The organism is Palleronia sediminis (assembly GCF_004358695.1).
GTDB lineage: Bacteria > Pseudomonadota > Alphaproteobacteria > Rhodobacterales > Rhodobacteraceae > Palleronia > Palleronia sediminis.
In genome coordinates this window covers 138,633-162,635 of sequence record NZ_SNAA01000001.1, presented here as the reverse complement: position 1 = coordinate 162,635, position 24,003 = coordinate 138,633, and the positions used below count along the sequence as shown (strand labels likewise).

Here is a 24,003-nt window from a genome sequence, read left to right as displayed (position 1 = left end):
GGATTGCTCTTGATGCAGGCCACGCCTGATGTCGCAGGATATGGCACCGTCGAGATCAGGGTAGAAGATTGATTCTGTTCGAGCAACCTGGATCATGAACCCGTGGCGATAGCTCTTACATCGACACCGGTTGGGTGTTCCGGAATGTATCCTGCAGCTGCCAGTCTGCGGGGAACGGTTCCCGAAGTGCTTCAAGTGTGGTGCGCGGTCCCTGTTGGCCGTCGAGGATCGTCTCGACGATGTCCGGGGCGAGCAGCGTCAGGCGCAGGACACGGGTCAGGTACGGTGCGGCGATCCCCTCTCGGTCGGCCAGTTCGGCGATGGTGGCGAACTCGCCTGACTCCAGCATGCGTTTCCAGCGGAAGGCGCGCGCCAGCGCCTTGACCAGCGTGTTGTCGGTTCGCCGCGGTTGCGTGGCGCCCTCGGGCAGTTGCATCTCCTTCCGCCCGCCGCGTTTCACGATGCGGAACGGAACGTGGAGGGTCACCGTCTCGGGGATCGGCGTAGCGCGCGTCACGCCGCTTCTCCGATGCTGCCGGTCAGTATCTCGCGCGCAAGGCCGCCGAGACCGTCCATGCGGAGCTGGACGTTCAACCCGTCCATGCCGATGTCCACGCGTTCGACCAGCAGCGCTACGATGCGCGCCTGCTCGGCGGGGAAGAGTTCGTCCCAGAGCGGGTCGAGCTGCTGCAAGGCCGCGCGTGCGTCGGCCTCGGAGATGTCTTCGGCGTGGGTGCGCGCCGCCTTCCAGGTCCCCGCAACAATCTCCGGCTGGCGGAACACGGCGCGGAGTTGGTCTATGACGGCGCCCTCGATCTCGCCCGCAGGCACGCGGCCGACCGGACACGAACCAGCACCATGCTTCAGCACGGTCTGACTGACATAGTAGCGGTAGAGACGATCCCCCTTCCGAGTATGCGTCGGTGAGAACGCGGCGCCATCGGGCCCGAACAGCAGCCCCTTCAACAGCGCGGGCGTGTCGGCGCGGGTGCGTGCGGCGCGCTTCCGGGGGCTCTCTTGCAGGATCGCATGGACACGGTCCCAAATCTCGCGGTCGATGATCGCGTCGTGTTCGCCGGGATAGCTGTCGCCCTTATGCACCGCTTCGCCGATGTAGGCGCGGTTCGAGAGCATCCGATACATGTATTTCTTGTCGATCCTGTTCCCGCGCGGCGTCCGGATGCCGCGCGTGCCGACCTCCCGCGCCAGTTCGGTGCACGACCCGATCTCGAGGAAGCGGGCGAAGATCCAGCGCACATGCGCAGCGGATTCATCGTCGACGACCAGCTTCCGGCTCTCGACCCGATAGCCGTAGGGCGGCACCCCGCCCATCCACATGCCCTTCTTCCGACTGGCGGCGACCTTGTCCCGGATGCGTTCAGCCGTAACCTCGCGTTCGAACTGGGCGAAGCTGAGCAGGATGTTCAGCGTCAGCCGCCCCATCGACGTGGTGGTGTTGAACGACTGCGTCACCGAGACGAACGTCACGCCGTTCCGGTCGAACACCTCGACCAGCTTGGCGAAATCGGCCAGCGAGCGGCTGAGGCGGTCGATCTTGTAGACCACGACCACGTCGACCAGCCCGTCCTCGATATCCTCTAAGAGCCGCTTCAGGCCGGGCCGTTCCAGCGTGCCGCCCGAGATGCCGCCGTCGTCATACTGATCGCGGACCAGCACCCAGCCCTCGGAGCGCTGGCTAGCAATGAATGCCTCGCAAGCCTCGCGTTGGGCGTGGAGCGAGTTGAACTCCTGCTCGAGCCCTTCCTCGGAGGACTTCCGGGTGTAGATCGCGCAGCGCAGCTTGCGGACGACCTTCGATTTTTCGATGGGGTTCGTCATGCTCTGCGACCTCGGTGATTTTTGAGGCCGAAGAACGTCCACCCGTTCCAGCGCGTGCCGGTGACGGCGCGGGCGATGGCCGACAGCGACTTGTAGGGCCGCCCCTGCCATTCGAACCCTTCGGCAGTGACGGTGACGATCTGTTCGACGCCCTGCCATTCCCGCAGCAGCCGCGTGCCCGTGATCGGGCGGTCTCGGTCGGCGCGGATGCCGCGCTTCGCGCGGTCGCCGCCGTCGAGTTCCTCGCCCAGCCGTTCCAGCCGCCGGACCGTTTCGGCCTTCAGCCCGCCATAGGCCAGTTCTTGGATGCGGTATGCCAGGCGGGACTCGAGGTATCGCCGGTTGAACGGCGGCGGCTCGCTGTCGAACAGGTCGCGCCACTGTTTCTTCAGGTCGGGCGTCGGCGTGGTCTTGAGCGCGGCCAGGCGCGCGGGGATGGGATCGGGCTTGTTCATGCATTTCTCCGGTGAGTTGGAGTTGCATGACGGCATTGGTCGGGCGGATAGTGTAGGCAACGTTCTCCAATCTCGTCAGATACTTCGCCCACCTCCCGCATCCGCAACCGAACCAGCCCGAGCGCCAGCAGGCCGCACAGATCGGCGCGGCGCTCTGCGGGCGTCATCTGGTCGGGCGGGAGGGGATTGGGGCGTTTCATGCGGGCCTCGGAGCGGTCGTCTCCTCTGGCCTCTACTCGTCGATGTCGGAAATCGTCCCAGCCGATCCCGCGCAGGTTGATGAATCACGCGAAGGAACGTATCAAGAACACTGGTTTTGCAGGAAAGGGGGATTCGTCGTGGGCGGCAATTTGAAGAAGTTCGTGAACCCCCGGTTCATCAAGACCGTCGATCTCGCCCTGATGAAGCCGCTGCTGGCGCGGCACGAGGGCAAATACAAGGGCTTCTCCGTCGATCTGCTGAACCAGGAGGAGGATGCCGCCCGCGAGGCACTGGAGAAACTGCTGACCGGCGCCCAGGACAGCTATCCCGAGGGGCTGCGCAGCGATCTGCACCGCATCGCGGAACTGGGCGACGCCCGCGGCCTCGAGATCATCCAGGGGCAGGCCGCCCGTCAGGGCGTCGATCTGTTCCCCGATATGAAGACCGGCGACGAGGACGCGCCGAACAAGGCGCATGATCCCAAGCACATCGCCGTCCGGGTGTTTCTGGAGCATCCCGATCTGTTCGACGCGGCCGCCGATCACATGGCCATGCTCACCGCCGACCGCCTCCATGAATATGCCGGGCGGGAACGTGGCGTCGCGATCGATCTGACGGCGGAGAAGGTCGAGGCGTTCCGGACGGCCGTTGCCGCGCTCTTCCGTGACGCCTTTCTCGGGGACTACTGCCGGGTGGGCGACTACGACGACGATGACGAGATCAACCTCGTGGTCAGCCACGGCTCCATGGTTTCGACCATGCCGGTCGTCGAGGGCCAGGTCGAACGGGTCATCAGCGTGCGCCAGATTTCCCACGCCGTGCTGCGATACTCCGAGAACACCGGCATGCTGCGACTGGCCCGCATCCGGAAGGCGCATAAGCCCGAGATCGCGGAACTCTTCGCCTCGATCATCCTCGAAAGGCCCGGCTTCTTCGACGGCGACGATGCGCAGGACCTCTATACCCTGCGCCCGGTCGAACTGGCCGGACCGGGCTTTACCTTCGATGCCGCCTACGATCCGCTGATCGACAAGGTGCTGATCATCGAGGCGGCGGCCGACCTGATGGCGCCCGGCAAGAAGGGGTATCCCCGCGTGGTGCGCACGCTGCGGTCGCGGGATCTCGGCGGTGACGCGCTCCAGCATTTCGGCAGCACACCGGTCTCGTTCGGCGGTGCCTGGAGGCTGGGCGAGCTCGTGTTCCGGATCCTGTTCAAGGGCGACGGCAAGCGCCAGCCGCAGGTCACGGTCAAGCTGCGGCCCCCGGGCGTCGTGCAGTTCCGGCGCACCCAGCACGAGGCGCGGGTGATGAAGCTGATCGAACGGAACGGGCTGATGAATGACCGAGACGATTTTGAGGTTGTTGACGCGGCTGAGTGAGGCTGGCGACGACGCGATCCTGCCCGGCGAGCTTGCCGCGCCGTTCTTCGGTCCGGTCTTCGACCGGCTGCTGGCGAAACGTGTCCTCGTCGAACAGGCGCCGCTTGCCGATTGGGACGTCTGTGATGCCTGCGAATGCGGGCTCCCCTGTCGGCCGATCCGGAAAGCCGGCGATGCATTTCGGGCCGAGTGCCCGCTCGATCATCGACAGGACATCGAACTCACCGAAGATGATGTGCGCGTGTTCCGCATCGGCGCTGATGGGCTGGCATCCGTGATCTGCGCCGCAGCAGGGTTCGCTGCAGCCCCGAAACGCGCCGCGGGGAAGGTCTGGCGGCTCGGCGATACGCCGTCGGGGCGCGCAGTGTTTCTTTCGCTGGAGCCGGCAGCCATGTCCGGCGACGGCATCATCGCATCGTTGCGCCAGGCGGCGCAGGGCGCGGACGTCACGATCCTCGCGCCGCAGTTGCCAGCGGAGGCTGCGCGGCGTCACCAGGATGCGGGCTTTCATCTGGTCGAAACCCTCGCGGTGCTGATGCCTGCTTCGGATGGCCTCGGCGCCGCAATCGACGTCGCGGCATTGGCGCCAATCCCGCTGGCGGAAGTGCTGCGCGTTCGGAGAACGACGGCCGAGGTTCAGTGGGGCGGTCGCTCCGTCATTCTATCGCGTCAAATTTTCCCCGTGTTCGAGCGTCTGCTGGAAAAGGCGCTGTCTCGCGATCAGGTCGCCACCGGATCCCATGTCGAAGGCACGACGGCGCGCGAGGCCAAGGATCTGATCCGCGAGTTGCGCGACGCGTTCAAGGCTGCCGGCTTCACCGATGCCGAGAGCAAGTCCCTGATCGTGACCGTGCGCAACCGGGGATACCGGCTCGGAATTCCTGCAAAAGAGATCGTGGTCGAGGGTTGAACCGGAAATCATGGCTCATCATCGTCCTTGGATGCGACTGCTTGCGAGATCTCATCGATTAGTGCGTCGAATGTCAGTGCGGGCGTCTCGTCGGGCACAAACTTCTGATGTGAAATGAATTCCTTGCGCGCCGATTGGATCAGGGTTGCCGTGATCCGTCGTCCGAGAGTCTCGTCGATTTGAAGATGATGCGGAACCACGCGCTTCTTCTCCTCGCGATCGGGCAGTGTTACGAAACAGGCATTAGGCGTCAGCGGCACAATCATGCGCAACCCGTCGCCCGCATCAGCTCGCGCTCCAAACGTGTCAGGCAGAACGAATAGCGGTGTCGTGGACTTCACGATCGCCCAACGGCTCCACATCACCGGTCGGGAAATTTGATCGTAGAAGGCGTTATTGCGGAACATCGACTCGAATGCCTTTACGGCCATTGTCGGATCATCGGCATATCCTTCGCGAGCGATTACCGGGGCAATCCCCTGCTGTACGGCCTCGATGAAAGAGGGATTTCTGAGCATTTGGACGATCAGGAATCCAACAAAGGATTCGCGCTGCGGCCCATTGAGCGGTTGAGTGTCGAGTAGCATCTCGATGGGCCGCTTCGCATCCCCTTCGAGGAGCGAAAAATAGGCCTCTAGCCAATCACTATAGAGGTTCTTGCCATAACCCCACTCTCCAAAACCGCGCGGCGCCGACATCCATCCTGCCTCGGAGTGGCGCCAACGCAGCACCTTGCCGTCCATTGCCCAGAGATCACGGATGAACCAGCGCGGGATGAAGTGGTTCTTGCCGACCGGCTTTACAGCCAAGGTCGCTGCGCGCGGGTTTTTCTCGCGCTCGATCGCCTTGGCCGATTTCGGCTTCCAACGCTCGTCCATCTTGCGCTTCCAAATTCGCTCGTAGACGAGGTGCGCAGTGCCGGTGATGGTCTTGGCTCCTTCAAGTCCAAGACAGGCATTTCGCTCCGCCACCGGATCGATATCCGAGAGCTCGCGACCTTCGGTACGTTTTTCGATGACGCGCTCGCTCAGCCACAGCAGCAGCTGAGCAAGTTCCAACGCCATATCCTCACGAATGTTGATGTGTAGAGGCTCCGCGTCATCGGATGACAGTTCCAGCATTTCGTTGATGATGCAGTGAACGACTTCGTCCCAGATCGTGCCGAGTGCGTCGACCTGCACCTCGGTGGCGCCCGGGAACCGCTTCACGATCTCGGAACTGCACATTGGAGGGCGACGGGGCTCGAAAGGCAGAGCGCCAGCAGTGGGTTGCTCGCCGCCGGGTGCTTTCATGTTGACCGCCTCATATCTGAATTCCCCATAGGCACTATCTCTACCATGCCAGCCGCCTGCAGATGATCGCTGCGCGAAGCAAGAGTGTCCGTTCTCTGACTCGGATGCCCGCAAATCTCCGGATCGGGCCAACGAAGTCGATGTCCCGCCAAACATTTGAGAGAACCGCCGTCGATAGTATTTTTCTACTGTGGTTTGAGCCGGTTTCTGAGCAAATAGATTGATTTTGGTCGGTTTGGCCAGTCCTTGCCAATGGACCCGCCCACCAAAACCCCACCTTGTTCCCACCCCGTTCCCACCTGCGCGCCGACCGCATCCGGCACCTTGGGCTCATCAGAAACGATGACCGAGGCGCACAGCGATGCAGATCGAACTCTCCCCCGACGACATTGAAACCATCATCCGTGAGGCCGATGCGGCGGCGCAACGGCTGCGGCGCAAGCTGAGCATGCCGGTCTGCGAGCGCGAGGATCTGGGCCAGGACCTCCTGGTCGATCTTCTGCGCCGCTTGCCCTCGTACGATCCCGCGCGCGGCAGCATTGGTGCCTTCGCCAACATCGTGCTGCGCAACCAGTCCTCGCGGATCGCGATGCGCCATCACCGCCAGCGCCGTGCGCAGGGTGGCTCGCTGCTCTCGCTCGAGGTGCCGCTGGGCGGAACCCGCGAGCCGGTCGGCGACACGCTGACCGAGGAGGACGGGCTTGCCGCTTGGCACGGCCAGACCTGCTGCGCCGCCGCTGTTACCGAACTTCACCACGCCCTGCAGGCTGCGCTCGCGCGGCTCCCAGCCGAGGATCGCCGGTTCTGTGCGGCGCTGGCCCATCGACCCGTCACCGCGCTCACGGCCGAGGGTTTCGGGAGCCGGTCCGCGCTCTACCGCCGCCTCGCCGATCTCCGTCACGTCCTCACCGCCCACGGTCTCGGTCCCGCCTGGGACGATCTCGCGGCGGCCTGAGTAGAGGCGAAAGGAGGAGATCATGTTCATGGGCACCACCCCCTTCATCACGGTCCGCGCCCGCCGAGCGCTCACCGAGATCGAGTTCTGCGCCTGGGTGGCGCAGGCCGTGCCGGGCGACCGGCTCGAATACCATCGCGGCTTTCTGGTTCTCGACATCTTCCCGATGTTCGCCCGGTTGCCGGATCAGCAGCGCGCGGAACTGGCACGGCTCGGGTCGCGCGCCTTCTGGGCCGCCGAACAGGGCCTCGTGCACCTGGTGCAGGAGCGCACGGGCCCCGACCAGTTCGCCTACATCGCCGTCGCCCGCCCCAAACCGAAGGCCGCAGCCGTCTCGCTGTCCGCGCTCCTGCTGGCTGAGCAGGAGGCCGCGTGATGACCGCCTTCCAATCCATTTTTCCCGATCATGGAGACCCTTACATGCCGTTCCCCGCGAACACCCCCACCGTCGACGACCTGCCGGGCCTCGGCCTGCAGGACATCGCGCAGTTGCCCGTCGAGTTGTTGGCCATCCTGCAGCGCGAGATCGACGAGCGCATGGCGCGGACCAAGGCCGCGAAGGCCCGCCTCGATGGTGCGCTGACCGTCCGCTACGCCACCCGCGCCGCCGAGGAGCGGCAGGCTGCGGGCAAGGATACTGGCACGATCCGCTTCGACGACGGCGATTTCACCGTGGTCGCCGATCTGCCGAAACGGGTCGATTGGGATCAGGATCGCCTCGCCGCCATGGTCGAGCGCATCACCGCCGCCGGGGACGATCCCGCGCAGTATGTCGACATCGCGTTCAAGGTGCCCGAGCGCAAATACGCCGCCTGGCCCGATGCGATCCGTGCCGGTTTCGAGCCCGCGCGCACCGTCCGTCCCGGCACGCTGAAGATCGAGATCGTCCCGCAGGGGGGCGATCAATGACGGCGCTCGCCCCGATATCGACCCAATCTCAGGATCTGCCCAGCCTGATCGACCGCGCGGCCAGCATGCTCTCAGGCGCGAAGACCGCCGCCGAGGTGCTCGAGGCGCGCGAGGTCGCCGGGCTGGCCTACGACGTGGCGAAACGCGCCGCCCGGCTGCAGCGCGCCAAGAGCGCCCATGACGATCTCGTCGCGGCAGCGCATCGCGCGCAGGCCCACGCGCTCGAGATCGAGGCCCGCGCCAAGCGTCGGCTGGCCGACGAATACGATGCCGCGCAGGCGCGGGGCGAGGTCATGGGGCGCTCGCGGACCTGCGTTGGAGATGACAACGCACCTGCTACCGCCGCCGACCTCGGCTTGCGCCGCGACGAGATCCACGAGGCCCGTCAGATCAGAGACGCCGAAGCCGCTGACCCCGGCGTCGTTCGTCGCGCCCTCGATGACCGCCTCGAACGCGGTGAGGAACCGACACGCGCGGCCCTGCGCAAGATGGTGGTGGACGCCGCAATGCGCGGGCTCCGCCCGCAGCGGTCCGCCAGCCGGCGAAATCCCCTCTACGTCCCGCCGACGCCCGAGCAGGCAGCGTGGCGGCATGTCACCGGCACGTTCCGCGCCTTTGCCGAATGGGCCTCGGACGAGAACCTCGCCCTTGCCCGCAAGGGCATGCGTGAGGCCAGGGACACCCCGTTTCACGACCTCGATGCCACGGCCATCGCCGAGGGGTCTGCAGCTTTCACGACAATCAAGGAGTGGTTCGATGCTCGATAGCCAGTCGGCGGCATTTGCCGAACGTGTCTGGGAGGTTGCCTCGCAGCTTGGCAACAACGCCCCGAAAATCGCCGATGACATGATGGAGGATGCCTTCCCGCTGACCTGCAGCCAGGCGCGGCAGGAAGGTGCGCTGCGGATGCTGCGGACCGGCATCATCACCGAGGTGAAGCGGATCCTGCGCACGCAGGACGATGCTGTGGGCCAGGCCGATTTCGCGGACGTGTGCGAGTCCTTCGCGCCGCTGGTGAAGGATCTGCGCTCGAAGTCCTACTTTGTCGAGTCCGCCGCGGAATACGTCGCCATCCCGCACCTCATCGCCGAGCCCGAGCTGCTCGATGACGCGCGGCGTTTCATGCGCCGCAAGGGCAAGGAATGCCTCGACGAGGCGGATCGTCTCGATGCGCTCTTCGCGGCCGTGACCAGCAACGACCCGGATGCAGCGCAGGCGCGTCAGGAGGTGCTGGCATGACCGGCGGCCTTCCGATCATCAGCGCCGACCAGCGGCTGGCCGAGCCGCGTGGGATCAAGGGCTGCATCTTCGGCAAATCCGGCATCGGGAAGACCTCGCTGCTCTGGACCCTGAACGCATCGACGACCCTGTTCATTGATCTCGAGGCGGGCGATCTCGCCATCGAGGGCTGGGCGGGCGACAGCATCCGGCCGCGAACCTGGACGGAATGCCGGGATTTCGCGGTGTTCATCGGCGGACCAAACCCGGCGCTGCGCGACGAGCAGCCCTACAGCCCGGCGCACTACAGGGCAGTCTGCGACCGCTTCGGCGATCCGGCAGCGCTCGACCGCTACGACACGATCTTCGTGGATTCGATCACCGTGGCGGGGCGGCTGTGCTTCGGCTGGTGCAAGGGCCAGCCCGAGGCGCTGTCGGAGAAGACCGGCAAGCCGGATGTGCGCGGGGCCTACGGGCTCCATGGCCGCGAAATGATCGGCTGGCTCACGCATCTCCAGCACACGCGGGCGAAGAACGTCTGGTTCGTCGGAATCCTCGACGAGAAGCTCGACGACTTCAACCGCAAGGTGTTCCAGCCGCAGATCGACGGCTCGAAGACCGGGTTGGAGCTGCCGGGGATCGTCGATGAGGTGATCACCATGGCGGAGTTGAAGGCCGACGGCGATCCCTATCGCGCCTTCGTCTGCCACACGATCAACCCCTGGGGCTTTCCGGCCAAGGACCGCTCCGGTCGGCTGGATCAGGTCGAGGAGCCTCATCTCGGCCGCCTGATGACGAAGATCCGCGCCCCTGTCGCGCCAGCGTCCAAGCGCCTGACCTACACCCCGCCACCCGCCGATCCGGCGGCTGACGCCCAATCCCAACCGCAATCCTGATCAGAAAAGGAGGTTCCCCATGGGTTCCTGGAACGATTTCAACGACGCGCAGAGCAACACCAACCTGATCCCGAAGGGCACGCTGGCCAAGGTGCGTCTGACGATCCGCCCGGGCGGTTTCGACGATGCCTCGCAGGGCTGGACCGGCGGCTATGCCACGCGCGGCTCGACCGGCGCGGTCTATCTGAACGGCGAGTTCACGGTGACCGAGGGGCAGTACGCCCGGCGCAAGATCTTCACCCTGATCGGGCTCTACAGCCCGAAGGGGCCCGACTGGGCCAACATGGGCCGCAGCCTCGTGCGCGGAATGCTGAACTCGGCCCGCGGGATTTCCGACAAGGACATGTCGGCCGAGGCGCAGGCGGCGCGGCGGATCAACGGCTTCGCCGATCTCGACGGGATCGAGTTCATCGCCCGCATCGACATCGGCACCGACGCCAGCGGCGACGACAAGAACGAGATCCGCAGCGCGGTCACGCCGGATCATCGTGACTATGCTCAGGTCATGAGGACGGCACCGCTGCAGTTCGGCGGACACGGTGCAGCCGGGCATGTCCCGCAGCAGACCGCCCCTGCGGCACCGGCACATCAGCCCGGCCAGCCCGCGTCCGCCCCCGGGTTCGCCGGTCGGCCGAGCTGGGCGCAGTAAGGGGGAGATCGGCCATGCGCCTGCGCCCCCGCCAGAAGACCTTCGTCGAGCGCAGCGTTGCTGCGCTCGCCTCCCGCGGCAACACGCTGGGCGTGGCGCCCACCGGTGCGGGCAAGACCATCATGCTCTCGGCGGTCACCGGCGAGATGATCGGCGGCATGTCAAGGAATTCGGGGGCCAAGGCCTGCGTGCTGGCGCATCGCGACGAGCTGACGGCGCAGAACCGCGCCAAGTTCCAGCGCGTGGTTCCGGGCGTCGCCACATCGGTCATCGACGCCACGGAGAAATCCTGGGGCGGCCAGGTCGCCTTCGCCATGGTGCCGACGCTGGCGCGGGCATCGAATCTGGCCGACATGCCGCGCCTCGACCTGCTGGTTGTCGACGAGGCGCACCATGCCGTCGCCGACAGCTACCGCCGCATCATCGACCGGGTGCGCGAAGCCAATCCCGACGCCCGCATCTTCGGGGTCACGGCGACGCCGAACCGTGGCGACAGGAAGGGCCTGCGCGAGGTTTTCGACAATGTCGCCGATCAGGTGCGGCTGGGCGAACTGATCGCCTCGGGCCATCTGGTGCCGCCGCGCACCTTCGTCATCGACGTGGGTGTGCAGGACGAGCTCCGCTCGGTCCGCAAGACGATGTCGGATTTCGACATGGCGGAGGTGGCGGGCATCATGGACCGCGCCCCCGTCACCGACGAGGTGATCCGCCACTGGAAGGAAAAGGCGGGCGACCGGCAGACCGTGGTGTTCTGCTCCACCGTCGCGCACGCCGAGCACGTCACCGAGGCGTTCAGGGCGGCGGGCGTTTCCGCCGCGCTGATCCACGGCGATCTGGCGGCCGAGACCCGCAAGGCGATCCTCGCCGACTATGCCGCGGGGGACATCCGCGTGGTCGTCAATGTGGCGGTGCTGACCGAAGGCTGGGACCACCCGCCCACCTCCTGCGTCGTGCTGCTGCGCCCCAGTTCCTACAAGTCCACGATGATCCAGATGGTCGGGCGCGGCCTGCGCACCGTCGATCCCGAGGAACACCCCGGCATCGTCAAGACCGACTGCGTCGTGCTGGATTTCGGCACCTCGAGCCTGCTCCACGGCACGCTGGAACAGGATGTCGATCTGGACGGCAAGACCGAAACCGGCGAGGCGCCGACCAAGACCTGTCCTGCCTGCGAGGCGGAGATCCCGCTGGCCGCCACCGAATGCCCGCTCTGCGGCGAGGCGTTCCCGCGCGAGGATCTGGATGCGGGAGAAGGCGGGGCCGCCGCGCCGCTGTCGGGCTTCATGATGACCGAGATCGACCTGCTGAAGCGGTCCAGCTTCGCGTGGGTCGATCTCTTCGGCGACGATGCGGCGCTGATGGCCAACGGGTTCAGTGCCTGGGGTGGCATCTTTTTCCTCGATGGTCGCTGGCACGCTGTTGGCGGCGGCAAGGGCCAGACGCCGCGTTTGCTGGGGGTGGGCGAACGCCCGGTCTGCCTGGCGCAGGCGGATGACTGGCTGAACACCCACGAGACCGATGAGAGCGCATTCAAGTCGAAGGGATGGCTGACACAGGCCGCCACCGAGAAGCAGCTCCAGTATCTGCCACCCGAATGCCGCCATGACTTCGGCCTGACGCGGTACCGCGCCTCCGCTCTGATGACCTTCGGCTTCAACAAGCGCGAGATTCGCCAACTTGTGGGCCGCGCCAGCCCGGACATCGGGAGGGCCGCGTGAGCCATGTCGCGCAAATCGCACCCCCGTCCGCAGCGGCTGCGGATCGACCGGGCCGTGATCGCCTCTGGCATCTGCGGCCGGTGCTCTGCGCCGTCTGCACATCCCGCGCGCGCGGCTTCGGCTGGTTCGATCCGCACCGACCGCGCCCAACCCGCAACCGCCGCTGGTTCTGCTCCATGGGCTGCCAGGCGGCCTTCACCCGCAAAGCGAAAAGAGGACTGAGCATGGTCGATTTCACCGAAGAGGAAACTCAGGCGCTGCCGGCCGTGATGCGCGCGCTTGCGCCCGAGATGGAGCGGATCGGCTGGGACCGCCCGCTGGGCCAGCTGACCCAGAACGACATGCACCGGCTGATCGTCCTGACCGTCGAGGCGTTCCGCGCCGAGATGGCGGAGATCGCCGCCGAGGCGGAGATCCCTTTCTGATGCTGGATTTCAACCCGCGCCCCTCCATGACCGAGCGGATCAACGCGCTGGTCGACGCCGCGCTGATCGCCGAGCGGGAGGCCACGCCGCCCCGGACCTATCTCGGCGCGTCCCGTCTGGGACATGCCTGCGAACGCGCGTTGCAGTTCGAGTTCGCAGGCGCGCCCAAGGACGAGGGCTCGGACTTCGGCGGGCAGACTCTGCGGATCTTCGAGATCGGTCACCAGCTCGAGGATCTGGCGATCCGCTGGCTGCGGGCGGCGGGGCTCGACCTCTACACCCGCAAGGGAAACCGGCCTGATGGAGAGCAGTTCGGTTTTTCCGTCGCGGGCGGTCGCATCCGCGGCCATGTCGACGGGATCATCGCCGGCGCCCCGGCCGCGCTCGGTCTTCGCACCCCGGCGCTCTGGGAATGCAAGACGATGAACGCGAAGAACTGGCGGGCCTGCGTCAAGGACGGGGTCGCCGTCTCCAAGCCCGTCTATGCCGCACAGATCGCGATTTATCAGGCCTACATGGAGCCCTCGGTGCCGGGCATTTCCTCGGCCCCGGCACTGTTCACGGCGATCAACAAGGACACGGCCGAACTGCATCACGAGCAGGTCGCCTTCGATGCCGATCTCGCGCAGCGCATGTCCGACCGCGCGGTGCGGATCCTGCAGGCCACCGACGCGGGCGAGCTGCTGCCCCGCATCGCCGCCAGCCGCGACTTCTTCGAATGCCGGTTCTGCGCCCATGCCGAACGGTGCTGGGGGTTGGCAGCATGAGCGACGACAAGATCATCCACTTCAATCCATGGCGGGATTTCAACGACGCGGCACCGCTGCCCGATCCCTTCGCCGTGGAACCGGATCCCGCGCAGATCGCGCGCTTCGTCGACGTGGTCTTCGGCTATTCCGAGGGACTGATCCCTGTCCGTGGCTTCGTGGACAAGGGTCAGGGCAAGGACGGTCGGCCTCACAACATCTGGATCGACGCGAACGGCGCGGCGCCCGACAAACTCGCCACCTTCGCCGCCTGGGGCGCGCGCGAGGGAGCGGCGGTCTATGTCATTCCCGGTACGGTCGCGGAAACCGGACAGGCGCGTGCCGCCGATGTCCTGCAGATGCAGAGCGTCGTCGTCGATCTGGACGCGGGCGACATCCCGGCCAAGCTCGATCACCTCGTCCTCCATCTCGGCAGGCCGACCCTGATCGTCGAGAGCGGCGGGCGGACGCCGGAGGGGGCGACGAAGCTCCATGTCTGGTGGAAGCTGACCGAGCCCGCGGAGGGCCTTGATCTCGACCGGCTCTGCCAGCTGCGCGGCGAGATCGCGCTGAAAGTGGGCGGCGACTTGCATTTCCGCTCGGCGCATCAGCCGATCCGCGTCCCCGGCACGGTCTATCACAAGGGCGGCCAGGAACGGCTCGTCCTGATCCGTGAAGGCAGCGATCTCGAGTTCGATCTGGCCGACATGCTCGAGCGCGCGGGCGAGATGCCGCCCATGCCCGGCGTCGGCATGGCGACCGCCGAGCCGCGCGAGAAACCCTGCGTGGACGCAGCCCTTACCACACCGGTCCGCGAGGGCGGCCAGGACGCCTGGACGCGGTTCGAAGGCGTTAGCATGGCCATCGGACACTATGTCCGCATGGCGCACGAGGGGCGGATGAGCCGGGAGGAAGCCTGGCGCGCGATCGGCGAATACAACGCGGCGATGATCCGGCCGAGCTGGCCGGAAGACCGTCTCTGGGTCGAATACGAGCGGCTCTGGTCGCTGCACATCGCGAGGAACGGCCCGCCGCTCATTCGGAACGACGGCGCTCCTGCGGCGAGGGAGATCGCCATCTTCACCTTGGGCGCGCTGCTGGACGACGGCACGCCGATGCCCGACGACATAATCGGCCCGCGCGTCCTCACCCCGGGCGGCATGCTGGTGCTCGGCGGCGCGCCCAAGGTCGGCAAGAGCGATCTCGTCATCAGCTGGCTCGTGCACATGGCTGCCGGTGTGCCGTTCCTTGGCTTCACGCCGCCACGGCCGCTGCGCGTGTTCTATCTGCAGGCCGAGATCCAGTACCATTATCTGCGCGAGCGCATGCAGCAGATTGGCCTGCCGCCCGAGGTGATGGCCGCCGCCCGCGAAAATCTTGTTGTCACGCCGAAGCTGAAACTGCTCCTCGATGAGGGTGGCAGCCCGCTGGTCGCGCAGGCGATCCAGCAGGCGTTCCCGGCCGAGCCCGTCGACATCCTGTGCATCGACCCGATCCGCAACCTGTTCGACGGCGGACCTGACGGCGGTGGCGAGAACGACAACGCCGCGATGATGTTCTTCCTCAAGGACCGGGTCGAGGTGCTTCGCGACCACGTGAACCCCGACTGCGGGATCATCCTGATCCACCACACCAAGAAGCTGAGCAAGCATCAGGTGAAGGAGGATCCGTTCCTCGCGCTTTCGGGCGCCAGCGCGCTGCGGGGCTTCTACACGTCCGGCCTCATCCTGCACCGCCCGGACGAGGACGCGTCAGAGCGCAAGCTGGAGATCGAACTGCGCAACGGCCCGGCGCTGCCTACGAAGCTGATCGACAAGGTGCGCGGCCAATGGGTCGAGATCAACCCGATGAACGAGCGCCTCGTGCGCGCCGAGGTGGGCGCCAAGCACGACGCCGAGCGCATGCGCAAGAACGACGTCATTCTCGGCCTGCTCTACGAGGAGGCGCGGCGCGGCAAGCTCTATACGTTCGCCCAGTTTTCCGAAGCCTTCGAGAATACCGGCGGCCTCGGCGGGCGGACCATCGTCCACGACCGGCTCAGCGTTCTCGCCACCAAGGGCAAGGTGAAGTTCATCCGCGGCCCTGCCGCCACGCGCATCGGCCTGGCCGCGGAGCGGAGCAAATACGGCTATCTCTGCGTCGAGGGAATGCTGTTCGGCACGGGCGGCGAGACCGTCGATCCCGACACGGGCGAGGTCACGCCGGAGCTGATCCCGGCGCTGCCCAGCCACTACAAATGCCCGCAGACCGGGGCCGTCCTGCCCGTCGAGAACCCCTCCGTCTGGGTCTATCAGGAGGAGGACGAGGCATGAGAATTCACGCCGTTCCCCGCCGCGAATTCTGGCTCCGCAGCCCCGGATTCTGGCCAGAATCCGCAAATTCTGCTCCCCGTGCGAATTCTGGATTCTGGCTTTTCCGCTTTGTTCTCAGCGGTTTGGAAGGTGCTTTCCAGAATCCGGAAGGGCCTTTCCGAATTCTGCTCCGGATTCTGGAAGTTCTGTTTTGGATCAATGCCTTGGAGCAGATTTCAGAATCCGGAAAACGCCCCCCTAAAGGGGTAGGTGACCTCCCCGCCAAGCGCGGGAGGGTCACCACCTACCCCTGGGCAATTTCAAAGGCTGGATGTCCCGCCCGTCACCCCATCGAGCAGCAACCCGGAAAGGAGCCGATCATGGCCCACGTATCTCTGACCCCGACACCCATGAGCGCCCCGTGCCCCGGCGTGCCGGTCGTTCTCGCCCTCGATCTCGGCACCATGACCGGGTGGGCCCTGCAGGCGGCGGACGGTCTGATCACCAGCGGCACCGTGTCCTTCCGGCCGAGCCGCTACGACGGCGGCGGCATGCGCTACCTGAGGTTCCGGGGCTGGCTCGAGCAGCTGGCGCACGACGCTGGAGCCATCACCGCCATCCATTTCGAGGAGGTGCGCAGGCACGTCGGCACCGACGCGGCGCATGTCTATGGCGGGCTGCTCGCCACGCTGACGTCATGGGCCGAGACTGCGGGCGTCGCCTATCAGGGCGTGCCGGTCGGCACTATCAAACGCCACGCCACCGGCAAGGGCAACGCGAACAAGGACGCCATGATGGCGGCCGCCCGGGCGCGCGGCTTCTCGCCCGCCGACGACAACGAGGCCGACGCCATCGCGATCCTGCTCTGGGCGCTGGAGACCCGGGGAGGTGTGCAATGAGCGGCATGCGGTTCACGCCCAAGGGCTACGGCGGTCACCGCCGCAATCCCGACGAGGTCAAGCGCGACGGCTGGAAGGACCAGGGACTACTGGCCGTCGCCATCGACGACGACCGCCTGACCTGGCCCGAGCGCGAGCTGGTCCGTCAGCTCGGCGAGCGGCTCTACGGCAAGCGGGAACGGGAGGCGCGTCATGGGTGAGTGGACCACAGCGCAGGTGCAGGACCGGCTGGAGCTCGCAGCGGGCGTGATGCGGCAGATGCCGGGCGTGATGCCGCAGGGCTTCTTCAACGCATGGCCCGAGTATTTCCACAGCTTCGCCGACAAGGTCGGTCAGGAGCCGCGGATGCGTCGCCCGAGGCCCAGCCCGCGACAGATCACGCAGGCCGAGGAGGCGATGCTCTGGCTGCGCTGGCTCGAGCCCGAGGATGGGCGCCTCGTCTGGGCCCGCGCCGACGGCATGGCGTGGAAGCCGATCTGCTGGCAGTTCGGCCTGTCGCGCACGGCCGCGACCAAGCGCTGGCAATACGGTCTGGCGGTGATCACTTGGCGGCTGAACGGTCGCGTGCCGTCGCCCCGACGCTCGCAGCAGTTCGTCATCGAAAACGCCAATCGCCTGTCAAGAAAAATCGTCCTCTGAGGAAATTTTCGGGTGTACATCGCAGGGCCTTACACATTTCGTCGAGGCCGTTAGAAAACGAATATGCTCGGGAGAGGAGCGCGCAGGCAGACGCCGCGCCGCTGGCTTCCGGGGTCCAGCGAAGGGTCCAGCCGGGGTCCAATGGGCTAACCCATTGAGTTCTTGGTTCCTTCCTGGCGATATTCGTATGCTGGCGGGCGAAGCGCGGGACATCGCCAGCGACAGGGCCGGATTTTTGGGAAGCCACCCGGAAGCCGGAGCCACGCGCGCCCCGCGCAAACACCAATGAACGCTGGCCTTCCGACCGGACACCGCTGGTGGCCGCTGGACCCTGCGTGGAGTCCGGCCCGGCATCCGGAGTCCGGAAGCCACCGGCATCCACCCGACCGAGGAACCTTTCCCACCATGACGCTGAGCTTCGCCCCTGACGCGATCGAGACGTGGCCGCTGTCGCGCCTCCAGCCCTACGCGAAGAACGCGAAGGCGCATGGCGCGGACCAGGTCGCGAAGATCGCCGCCAGCATGGCCGAGTTCGGCTGGACCGTGCCTTGCCTCGTCGGCGAGGACGGGGAACTGATCGCGGGGCACGGGCGCGTGCTGGCCGCGACGCAGCTCGGCCTGACCGAGGCGCCTGTGATCGTGCTGGGGCATCTGACCGAGGCGCAGCGGCGGGCGTACCGGATCGCGGACAACAAGCTGACGGAACTCGGCACCTGGGACGAGGCGCTGCTGTCGGCCGAACTGAACGACCTGCTGGCCGAGGATTTCGACTTGTCGCTGGTTGGCTTCTCCGACGGCGAGCTCGACAAGCTGTTGGCCTACGTCGCGGAAGACGGCGGTGAAGAAGGTGGCGCCGGGGGCTCCGTGCCACCGGTGACCATTCCCGAACCGCCCCGCAATCCGGCGTCACGGACGGGAGACCTGTGGATCCTCGGTGACCATCGCCTGCTCTGCGGCGACAGCACCAGCGCTGCCGATGTGCGCCGCCTGATGAATGGCGAGCGCGCGATCCTGTTCGCGACCGACCCGCCGTATCTGGTCGACTACGACGGCTCGAACCATCCGACCCGCAACAAGGACTGGTCCGCGTCCTACGGCACGACCTGGGACGACAGTTCGCAGGGCGCGGAGCTCTACGACGGCTTCATCGCGGCGGCTGTAGCGGAAGCCATTACCGACGATGCGGCCTGGTACTGCTGGCACGCCTCGCGCCGCCAGGCGATGCTGGAAGCCTGCTGGGAAAAGGCGGGCGCCTTCGTCCATCAGCAGATCATATGGGTGAAGGACCGCGGGGTTCTGACCCGCTCCCATTACCTCTGGAAGCACGAGCCCTGCTTCATGGGCTGGCGCCGCCCGAACCGCCCGCCGAAGGTGGCCGAGCGGACGCTGCCGTCGACTTGGGAGATGCCGTCCTTCGCCAAGGACGAGCGCCCCGACCATCCGACGCCGAAACCCCTCGACGCATTCGGGATCCCGATGCGCCAGCACATCGCCCGTGGCGGCCTCTGCTACGAGCCGTTCTCGGGCTCCGGTTCGCAGATCATGGCGGGCGAGGCCAATGGCCGCCGCGTCTTCGCGATGGAGATCAGCCCGGCCTATGTCGATGTGGCCGTGGAGCGCTGGCAGGCCGAGACAGGCCGCGACGCGATCCTTGATGGCGATGGCCGAACCTTCGCGCAGGTGAGAGCCGAGCGCTTGGGTGACAAGGCCGAAGCCGCTGCCTGATGGCCGTCTACTACAACGATGCCGATCCCGCGGCCTGCGCCTGGCTGCGGGAACTGATCGCGGCCGGGCTGCTGCCCCATGGCGAGGTGGACGAGCGGTCCATCCTGGACGTGGAGCCCGCCGACCTGCGCGGCTTCGCGCAGTGTCATTTCTTCGCCGGAATCGGCGGCTGGCCTTACGCGCTGCGACTCGCGGGCGTAGCGGAGGATCTGTCCGTCTGGACCGGTTCGCCGCCCTGCCAGCCATTCAGCCAGGCCGGGCAGCGCAAGGGACAGGACGATGACCGCCATCTCGCCCCGACCTTCCTGCAGCTCGTCGCGGCCTGCCGCCCGGAGCTCGTCTTCGGCGAGCAGGTCGCCAGCGCGGCAGTGCTCGGACCGGTTGGCGGTGCGGCTGGAACAGCAACTGAGGTCGCGGCTGGCTGGGCGTGGTTCGATGCTCTGGCGGCTGACCTGGAAGCGGCATCTTACGCCGTCGCGGCGGCCGATCTGCCGGCTGCGGGCATCGGCGCGCCGCACATCCGCCAGCGGCTGTTCTTCGGTGCCTTCGCCCTGGACGCAGTCACTCGCTGGTTGGGCGACGGCCTCGGCGCGGGATCACAAGGACGGAACGGAATGCCGGGCGGTGCCGATCAATGCGCTGCTCGGCCGGCAGGTCTGGCTGGCGGGTTGGCCGACGGCCATGGCGGGCTCGCCCGCAACGGACCGATACAATGCAGCCGGCAACACCGATGCGAGCCGCAGGACGGTGAAGCTGGTGGACTGGTCGATGGTGCCGACCCTGCCGGGGCCGATGCGACGGACGGCGTCTGGCGAGATCCGGACTGGCTCCTCTGCCGCGATGACCGCTGGCGGCCCGTTGAGCCCGGAACATTCCCGCTGGCTGATGGGATACCCGGTCGCATGGGGCTGCTGCGGGGCTACGGCAATGCGATCGTTCCGCCGCTCGCGGCGGAGTTCGTGACGGCCTTCATGGAGAGCCTGCGATGAAGCAGAGCCGGACCATGTCGATGGTCGAGGCCGCGGCAAACGTTGTCGTCGGCTACGTTTTGGCCATCGCCACGCAGATCGTCGTATTCCCGTGGTTCGGGATCGAGACGGGGCTCCCGGAGCATCTGACGATCGGCATCGCCTTCGTCGGCGTTTCGCTGGTGCGCGGCTACCTGCTGAGGCGGCTGTTCGAGGCGATCCGGATGCGGAGTGTAGAATGAAGAACCGCCGCCCGGCGATGGGCGGCGGCAACTGTCCGTTTCGGTGCGGAGTGTCAGTCACGGATGGCGTAGACACGCCCCCTTCCGTCGACCTTCTCGGAGGTGATCGTCAGGCCCAGCTTCTTCTTCAGCGCGCCAGCAAGCGCGCCTCTCACCGTGTGCGGTCTCCAGTCCAAAGCCGCGACGATCTCCTCGATGGTCGCGCCCTCTGGCGCGCGCAGCATGGCGATCAGCGTGGCTTGCTTGGTGCCCTCGCGCGGCGTGCGCGTCTTGGGCGCGGTCTCGGAGGGGGTGTTCGGTGCGGGCTCCTCGGTCGGCGCTTCCGTCGCGACCGCAGGCGCGGCGTTCGCGTCCTCGGGCTCGATCCCGATGGCTGCGAGGCCTGCGTCGGTGGCAACCAGCGTGACGCCGTGGCCGTCGCCGGTCTCGCGCCACATGGGCTCGCCCTTGCGCGTGTTGGCGTCGACCTCTTTGAGGAACCCCTTGGCGAGCATTGCACCGACCACCTTGGCGGCAGCGCCGCCGCGCAAGCTGTCGGGGAGCGGCAGGGCGATGCGGTCGTCGCGCTGTGCGGCGGCGCTGAGGATGATGGCTTGGGTATCGGAAAGCTTGGTCATGGGGTCGTCTCCGTATTCGGGCCCGCGTCATGCGGCACCTTCTACGACCCCGAGCCGCGCAGGGCGCGCGGCGGGAGTTCCGGCAGCGCCGGAGATCAGCGGGCGTGCTCGCCCTCGCCGAAAGCGCTGTCGGTGATGCGCTTCAGGAGGCTGGCGTAGTGTTCGAGGGTGCCGACCATGGCCCAGCCCACCTCGTCGGGGTGGCAGTTGAAATGGTCGTCGCTGAGGGCCTGCAGGCGGGCGAGCATCTCGTCGATTTCGGCCTTCTTGCTGATGAAGGCGGCGAGCGCGGCTTCCTTGTTCCGGCGCGCCTTCTCGGCGCGGGCCTCAAAGCGCGGGGTGGTGATCGGGTTCAGGCGGGCGGTCATCGTGGTGGCTCCGTGGTGAGTTGCATCGTCTTCGTGGGATCACGTTCCCTCTGTCCGCGACGCTTATCAACTCGATAAGCGCATGATCTTGAATGATAATCGGAGCCGTCGATGCAGGGCATGAGCGAGCGCCAGTACGCCGCGCATGTCGGGCTGTCGCGGGGCGCGATCCAGAAGGCGAAGACGGCCGAGCGGCTGGTCCTCTATCCCGACGGCAGCATCAACGCGGCCGCCAGCGACGCCCGGCGTGCCGAGACGACGGACCCGTCGAAGACGAGGAAGCCGCCCGCGCCGAAGCTGAAGCCCGTCCCCGAGGCGGCGGTGGCCGCCGTCGGCGACACGCTGCGCGAACAGGGGCTGGCGGTCCCGGCGGTCGGCGGCGGCACGACCTTCCTCCAGGCCAAGACCGCGAACGAGGTGCTGAAGGCGCAGGAGCGGCGCATCCGGCTCCAGAAGCTGAAGGGGGAGTTGATCGAGCGGGCCCGCGCGCTGGCGCTGGTGTTCCGCCTGGCGCGGGAGGAACGGGATGCATGGGTGAACTGGCCTGCACGTGCGGCGGCGCTGGTGGCGGCCGAGCTCTCGGCCTCGTGCAGCGACGCGACAGGCCAGCAGATCACCGTGGAGCCGGCCGCGATGCAGAAGGTCCTGGAGAAACATGTACGCGCCCACCTCGACGAACTCGCCGAGGTCCGGCCCGACTTCCGGTGAGAGCGGCGATGGCCTGACGGATTTCGACGGCGCGGGCGAGATCCTGCGCGCCTGGGGCAACGGGCTCCGGCCAGACCCCGACCTGACCGTTTCGGAATGGGCGGACCGGCACCGGATGCTCTCGGGCCGCGCCTCGGCCGAACCGGGGCGGTATCGCACGGTGCGCACGCCCTACATGCGCGAGATCATGGACCGGCTGAGCCCCGGCGATCCAACGCAGCGGATCGTGTTCATGAAGGCGGCGCAGGTCGGCGCGACCGAGGCCGGCAACAACTGGATCGGCTTTGCGATCCACCAGGCGCCGGGGCCGATGTTGGCGGTTCAGCCGACGGTGGAACTGGCGAAACGCAACTCACGACAGCGGATCGACCCGCTGATTGATGAGAGTCCGGAACTGCGCGAACGGGTCAAACCGGCACGATCCCGCGACGCGGGCAACACCATGCTGTCGAAGGAGTTTGCGGGCGGCATCCTGATCATGACCGGCGCGAACTCGGCGGTCGGGCTGCGCTCGACGCCAGCGCGCTACATTTTCCTCGATGAGGTCGATGCCTATCCGGCCTCGGCCGATGAGGAAGGCGATCCGGTGACGCTGGCAGAAGCCCGGTCACTGACCTTCGCGCATCGGCGCAAGGTCTTCCTGGTCTCGACGCCGACGATCCGGGGGCTGTCGCGCATCGAGCGGGAGTTCGAGGCCAGTGATCAGCGGCGGTTCTTCGTGCCATGTCCGCATTGTGGCCAGCAACAATGGCTGAAGTTCGAACGGCTGCGCTGGCAGAAAGGCCACCCCGAGACGGCGGAATATCATTGTGAGGGCTGTGAGACACCCATCGCCGAACACCACAAGACGGCGATGCTGGAGGGCGGCGAATGGCGGGCGACCGCCAAGGCCGCCGATCCGACGACGGTCGGGTATCACCTCTCAGCGCTCTATTCGCCGATCGGCTGGCTGAGCTGGGAGCGGATCGTGCGGGCCTGGGACGCGGCACAGGGGTCGGACGAGGCGATCAAGGCGTTCCGTAACACCATCCTCGGCGAGACATGGGTCGAGACCGGAGAAGCCCCCGACTGGCAGCGGCTCTACGACCGCCGCGAGCGCTGGACATCCGGCACTGTGCCCGCGGGCGGGCTGTTCCTGACCGCAGGCGCCGACGTGCAGAAGGACCGGATCGAGGTCGATGTCTGGGCCTGGGGGCGTGGACTTGAGTCGTGGCTCGTCGATCACGTCGTCATCGAGGGTGGGCCCGACCGGCACGACGCATGGTCGGAACTGACGGCGCTGCTCGACCGGTCCTGGCCGCACGAACGCGGCGCGCATCTGCGGATTGCACGGCTCGCCATCGACACCGGCTACGAGGCCCCGGCCGTCTATTCCTGGTCGCGGGCGCAGGGGTTTGGGCAGGTATCGCCGGTGAAGGGCGTCGAGGGGTTCAACCGCTCGAGCCCGGTGTCGGGCCCGACCTTCGTCGACGCCACCGAGGGCGGCAAACGCCTGCGGCGCGGTGCCCGGCTCTGGACCGTGGCGGTGTCGACCTTCAAGGCCGAGACCTACCGCTTCCTGCGGCTGGCGCGTCCGACCGATGAGGACATGGCCGACGGGGCGGCATTCCCGCCAGGCTCGGTGCACCTTCCGCACTGGGTCGAGAACGAATGGCTGAAGCAGTTCGTGGCCGAACAGCTGGTGACGGTGCGCACCAAGCGCGGCTTCGCCCGGCTGGAATGGCAGAAGCTGCGCGAGCGCAACGAGGCGCTGGACTGCCGGGTCTATGCCCGCGCCGCCGCCTGGATCGCGGGCGCGGACCGCTGGCCCGACGAGAAATGGCGCGACCTCGAGGATCAGCTCGGGGCGGCCCCCACCGACACCGATCCCGCGGGGCAGATCAACCGGCCGGGACAGACCCCGCAGGGCAAGCGCCGCTCCGACTGGCTCGGGCGGCGCGGAGGATGGTTCTGA

The 24,003-nt window shown here is 66.9% G+C and carries 27 protein-coding genes; 21 read left to right on the top strand and 6 right to left on the bottom strand.

Annotation, left to right across the window (positions count from 1 at the left end; all coding sequences use genetic code 11):
* Window positions 1-115: 115 nt before the first annotated feature.
* From E2L08_RS00905 to E2L08_RS00895, 3 genes are read right to left on the bottom strand one after another with little or no spacing between them, the layout of a single operon-like run.
* Window positions 116-517, bottom strand: coding sequence for a hypothetical protein (locus E2L08_RS00905; protein WP_133395162.1), 402 nt, complete (start codon window positions 515-517; stop codon window positions 116-118).
* Window positions 514-1,839 (bottom strand): recombinase family protein, encoded by a 1,326-nt coding sequence (locus tag E2L08_RS00900; protein WP_133395161.1) that lies wholly within the window; start codon window positions 1,837-1,839, stop codon window positions 514-516. Before E2L08_RS00900 ends, E2L08_RS00905 begins: the two co-directional genes overlap by 4 nt.
* Window positions 1,836-2,294: a DUF2924 domain-containing protein gene (locus E2L08_RS00895; protein WP_133395160.1), complete on the bottom strand. Its 459-nt coding sequence runs from the start codon at window positions 2,292-2,294 to the stop codon at window positions 1,836-1,838. Before E2L08_RS00895 ends, E2L08_RS00900 begins: the two co-directional genes overlap by 4 nt.
* Window positions 2,295-2,536: 242 nt before the next feature.
* On the opposite strand from E2L08_RS00895, the gene E2L08_RS00885 reads away from it, so the two are divergent.
* Together E2L08_RS00885 and E2L08_RS00880 are read left to right on the top strand one after the other, a co-directional pair.
* Window positions 2,537-3,874 carry a hypothetical protein gene (locus E2L08_RS00885; RefSeq protein ID WP_133395158.1) on the top strand — a complete coding sequence of 446 codons (1,338 nt, stop codon included), beginning with the start codon at window positions 2,537-2,539 and terminating at the stop codon, window positions 3,872-3,874.
* Window positions 3,834-4,784, top strand: a complete 951-nt coding sequence (locus E2L08_RS00880) for a winged helix-turn-helix domain-containing protein (RefSeq protein WP_133395157.1) — start codon at window positions 3,834-3,836, stop codon at window positions 4,782-4,784. Before E2L08_RS00885 ends, E2L08_RS00880 begins: the two co-directional genes overlap by 41 nt.
* Before the next feature lie 8 nt (window positions 4,785-4,792).
* Here E2L08_RS00880 and E2L08_RS00875 read toward each other — a convergent pair whose 3' ends face one another.
* Window positions 4,793-6,076 (bottom strand): DUF4238 domain-containing protein, encoded by a 1,284-nt coding sequence (locus tag E2L08_RS00875; RefSeq protein WP_168771011.1) that lies wholly within the window; start codon window positions 6,074-6,076, stop codon window positions 4,793-4,795.
* Between the two features lie 361 nt (window positions 6,077-6,437).
* Between E2L08_RS00875 and E2L08_RS00870 the strand changes: the two genes are divergently transcribed.
* From E2L08_RS00870 to E2L08_RS00790, 17 genes are all read left to right on the top strand, one after another.
* On the top strand, window positions 6,438-7,031 hold the full coding sequence (locus E2L08_RS00870; protein WP_133395155.1) for a sigma factor: 594 nt from the start codon (window positions 6,438-6,440) through the stop codon (window positions 7,029-7,031).
* Between the two features lie 22 nt (window positions 7,032-7,053).
* Window positions 7,054-7,407: a hypothetical protein gene (locus E2L08_RS00865; protein WP_206076949.1), complete on the top strand. Its 354-nt coding sequence runs from the start codon at window positions 7,054-7,056 to the stop codon at window positions 7,405-7,407.
* 44 nt (window positions 7,408-7,451) lie between these two features.
* Entirely contained in the window at window positions 7,452-7,940 is a 489-nt protein-coding gene (locus E2L08_RS00860) for a hypothetical protein (protein WP_133395154.1), read from the top strand.
* Window positions 7,937-8,707, top strand: a complete 771-nt coding sequence (locus tag E2L08_RS00855) for a hypothetical protein (protein ID WP_133395153.1) — start codon at window positions 7,937-7,939, stop codon at window positions 8,705-8,707. Before E2L08_RS00860 ends, E2L08_RS00855 begins: the two co-directional genes overlap by 4 nt.
* On the top strand, window positions 8,697-9,179 hold the full coding sequence (locus E2L08_RS00850; protein ID WP_133395152.1) for a hypothetical protein: 483 nt from the start codon (window positions 8,697-8,699) through the stop codon (window positions 9,177-9,179). Before E2L08_RS00855 ends, E2L08_RS00850 begins: the two co-directional genes overlap by 11 nt.
* A complete protein-coding gene (locus E2L08_RS00845) occupies window positions 9,176-10,054 on the top strand; it encodes an ATP-binding protein (protein ID WP_133395151.1) in 879 nt (292 codons plus the stop codon). The genes E2L08_RS00850 and E2L08_RS00845 overlap by 4 nt, the downstream gene beginning before the upstream one ends.
* Before the next feature lie 19 nt (window positions 10,055-10,073).
* Complete coding sequence (locus E2L08_RS00840; protein WP_133395150.1) at window positions 10,074-10,703, top strand: hypothetical protein; 630 nt, start codon at window positions 10,074-10,076, stop codon at window positions 10,701-10,703.
* 14 nt (window positions 10,704-10,717) lie between these two features.
* Window positions 10,718-12,421, top strand: a complete 1,704-nt coding sequence (locus E2L08_RS00835; protein ID WP_133395149.1) for a DEAD/DEAH box helicase — start codon at window positions 10,718-10,720, stop codon at window positions 12,419-12,421.
* Window positions 12,418-12,846 carry a DUF6511 domain-containing protein gene (locus E2L08_RS00830; RefSeq protein ID WP_133395148.1) on the top strand — a complete coding sequence of 143 codons (429 nt, stop codon included), beginning with the start codon at window positions 12,418-12,420 and terminating at the stop codon, window positions 12,844-12,846. Before E2L08_RS00835 ends, E2L08_RS00830 begins: the two co-directional genes overlap by 4 nt.
* Window positions 12,846-13,613 carry a hypothetical protein gene (locus E2L08_RS00825; protein WP_133395147.1) on the top strand — a complete coding sequence of 256 codons (768 nt, stop codon included), beginning with the start codon at window positions 12,846-12,848 and terminating at the stop codon, window positions 13,611-13,613. Before E2L08_RS00830 ends, E2L08_RS00825 begins: the two co-directional genes overlap by 1 nt.
* Window positions 13,610-15,904: an AAA family ATPase gene (locus E2L08_RS00820; RefSeq protein WP_133395146.1), complete on the top strand. Its 2,295-nt coding sequence runs from the start codon at window positions 13,610-13,612 to the stop codon at window positions 15,902-15,904. The genes E2L08_RS00825 and E2L08_RS00820 overlap by 4 nt, the downstream gene beginning before the upstream one ends.
* 359 nt (window positions 15,905-16,263) lie before the next feature.
* On the top strand, window positions 16,264-16,782 hold the full coding sequence (locus tag E2L08_RS00815; protein ID WP_133395145.1) for a hypothetical protein: 519 nt from the start codon (window positions 16,264-16,266) through the stop codon (window positions 16,780-16,782).
* Entirely contained in the window at window positions 16,779-16,982 is a 204-nt protein-coding gene (locus tag E2L08_RS00810) for a hypothetical protein (protein WP_133395144.1), read from the top strand. The genes E2L08_RS00815 and E2L08_RS00810 overlap by 4 nt, the downstream gene beginning before the upstream one ends.
* On the top strand, window positions 16,975-17,421 hold the full coding sequence (locus tag E2L08_RS00805) for a DUF6362 family protein (protein WP_133395143.1): 447 nt from the start codon (window positions 16,975-16,977) through the stop codon (window positions 17,419-17,421). The genes E2L08_RS00810 and E2L08_RS00805 overlap by 8 nt, the downstream gene beginning before the upstream one ends.
* A 405-nt stretch (window positions 17,422-17,826) precedes the next feature.
* Window positions 17,827-19,146 (top strand): site-specific DNA-methyltransferase, encoded by a 1,320-nt coding sequence (locus tag E2L08_RS00800; RefSeq protein ID WP_133395142.1) that lies wholly within the window; start codon window positions 17,827-17,829, stop codon window positions 19,144-19,146.
* Entirely contained in the window at window positions 19,146-20,135 is a 990-nt protein-coding gene (locus E2L08_RS00795) for a DNA cytosine methyltransferase (protein WP_133395141.1), read from the top strand. The genes E2L08_RS00800 and E2L08_RS00795 overlap by 1 nt, the downstream gene beginning before the upstream one ends.
* The gene (locus E2L08_RS00790) at window positions 20,132-20,356 is read left to right on the top strand and encodes a DUF7220 family protein (RefSeq protein WP_133395140.1); all 225 of its coding nucleotides are present in this window, start codon (window positions 20,132-20,134) and stop codon (window positions 20,354-20,356) included. Before E2L08_RS00795 ends, E2L08_RS00790 begins: the two co-directional genes overlap by 4 nt.
* Window positions 20,357-20,409: 53 nt before the next feature.
* Here E2L08_RS00790 and E2L08_RS00785 read toward each other — a convergent pair whose 3' ends face one another.
* The gene (locus E2L08_RS00785; protein WP_133395139.1) at window positions 20,410-20,973 is read right to left on the bottom strand and encodes a DUF3489 domain-containing protein; all 564 of its coding nucleotides are present in this window, start codon (window positions 20,971-20,973) and stop codon (window positions 20,410-20,412) included.
* 95 nt (window positions 20,974-21,068) lie between these two features.
* Window positions 21,069-21,341 (bottom strand): hypothetical protein, encoded by a 273-nt coding sequence (locus E2L08_RS00780; RefSeq protein WP_133395138.1) that lies wholly within the window; start codon window positions 21,339-21,341, stop codon window positions 21,069-21,071.
* A 111-nt stretch (window positions 21,342-21,452) separates the two neighbouring features.
* On the opposite strand from E2L08_RS00780, the gene E2L08_RS00775 reads away from it, so the two are divergent.
* Both E2L08_RS00775 and E2L08_RS00770 read left to right on the top strand, forming a co-directional pair.
* Entirely contained in the window at window positions 21,453-22,049 is a 597-nt protein-coding gene (locus tag E2L08_RS00775; RefSeq protein WP_133395137.1) for a hypothetical protein, read from the top strand.
* The gene (locus E2L08_RS00770) at window positions 21,997-24,003 is read left to right on the top strand and encodes a phage terminase large subunit family protein (protein WP_206076947.1); all 2,007 of its coding nucleotides are present in this window, start codon (window positions 21,997-21,999) and stop codon (window positions 24,001-24,003) included. Before E2L08_RS00775 ends, E2L08_RS00770 begins: the two co-directional genes overlap by 53 nt.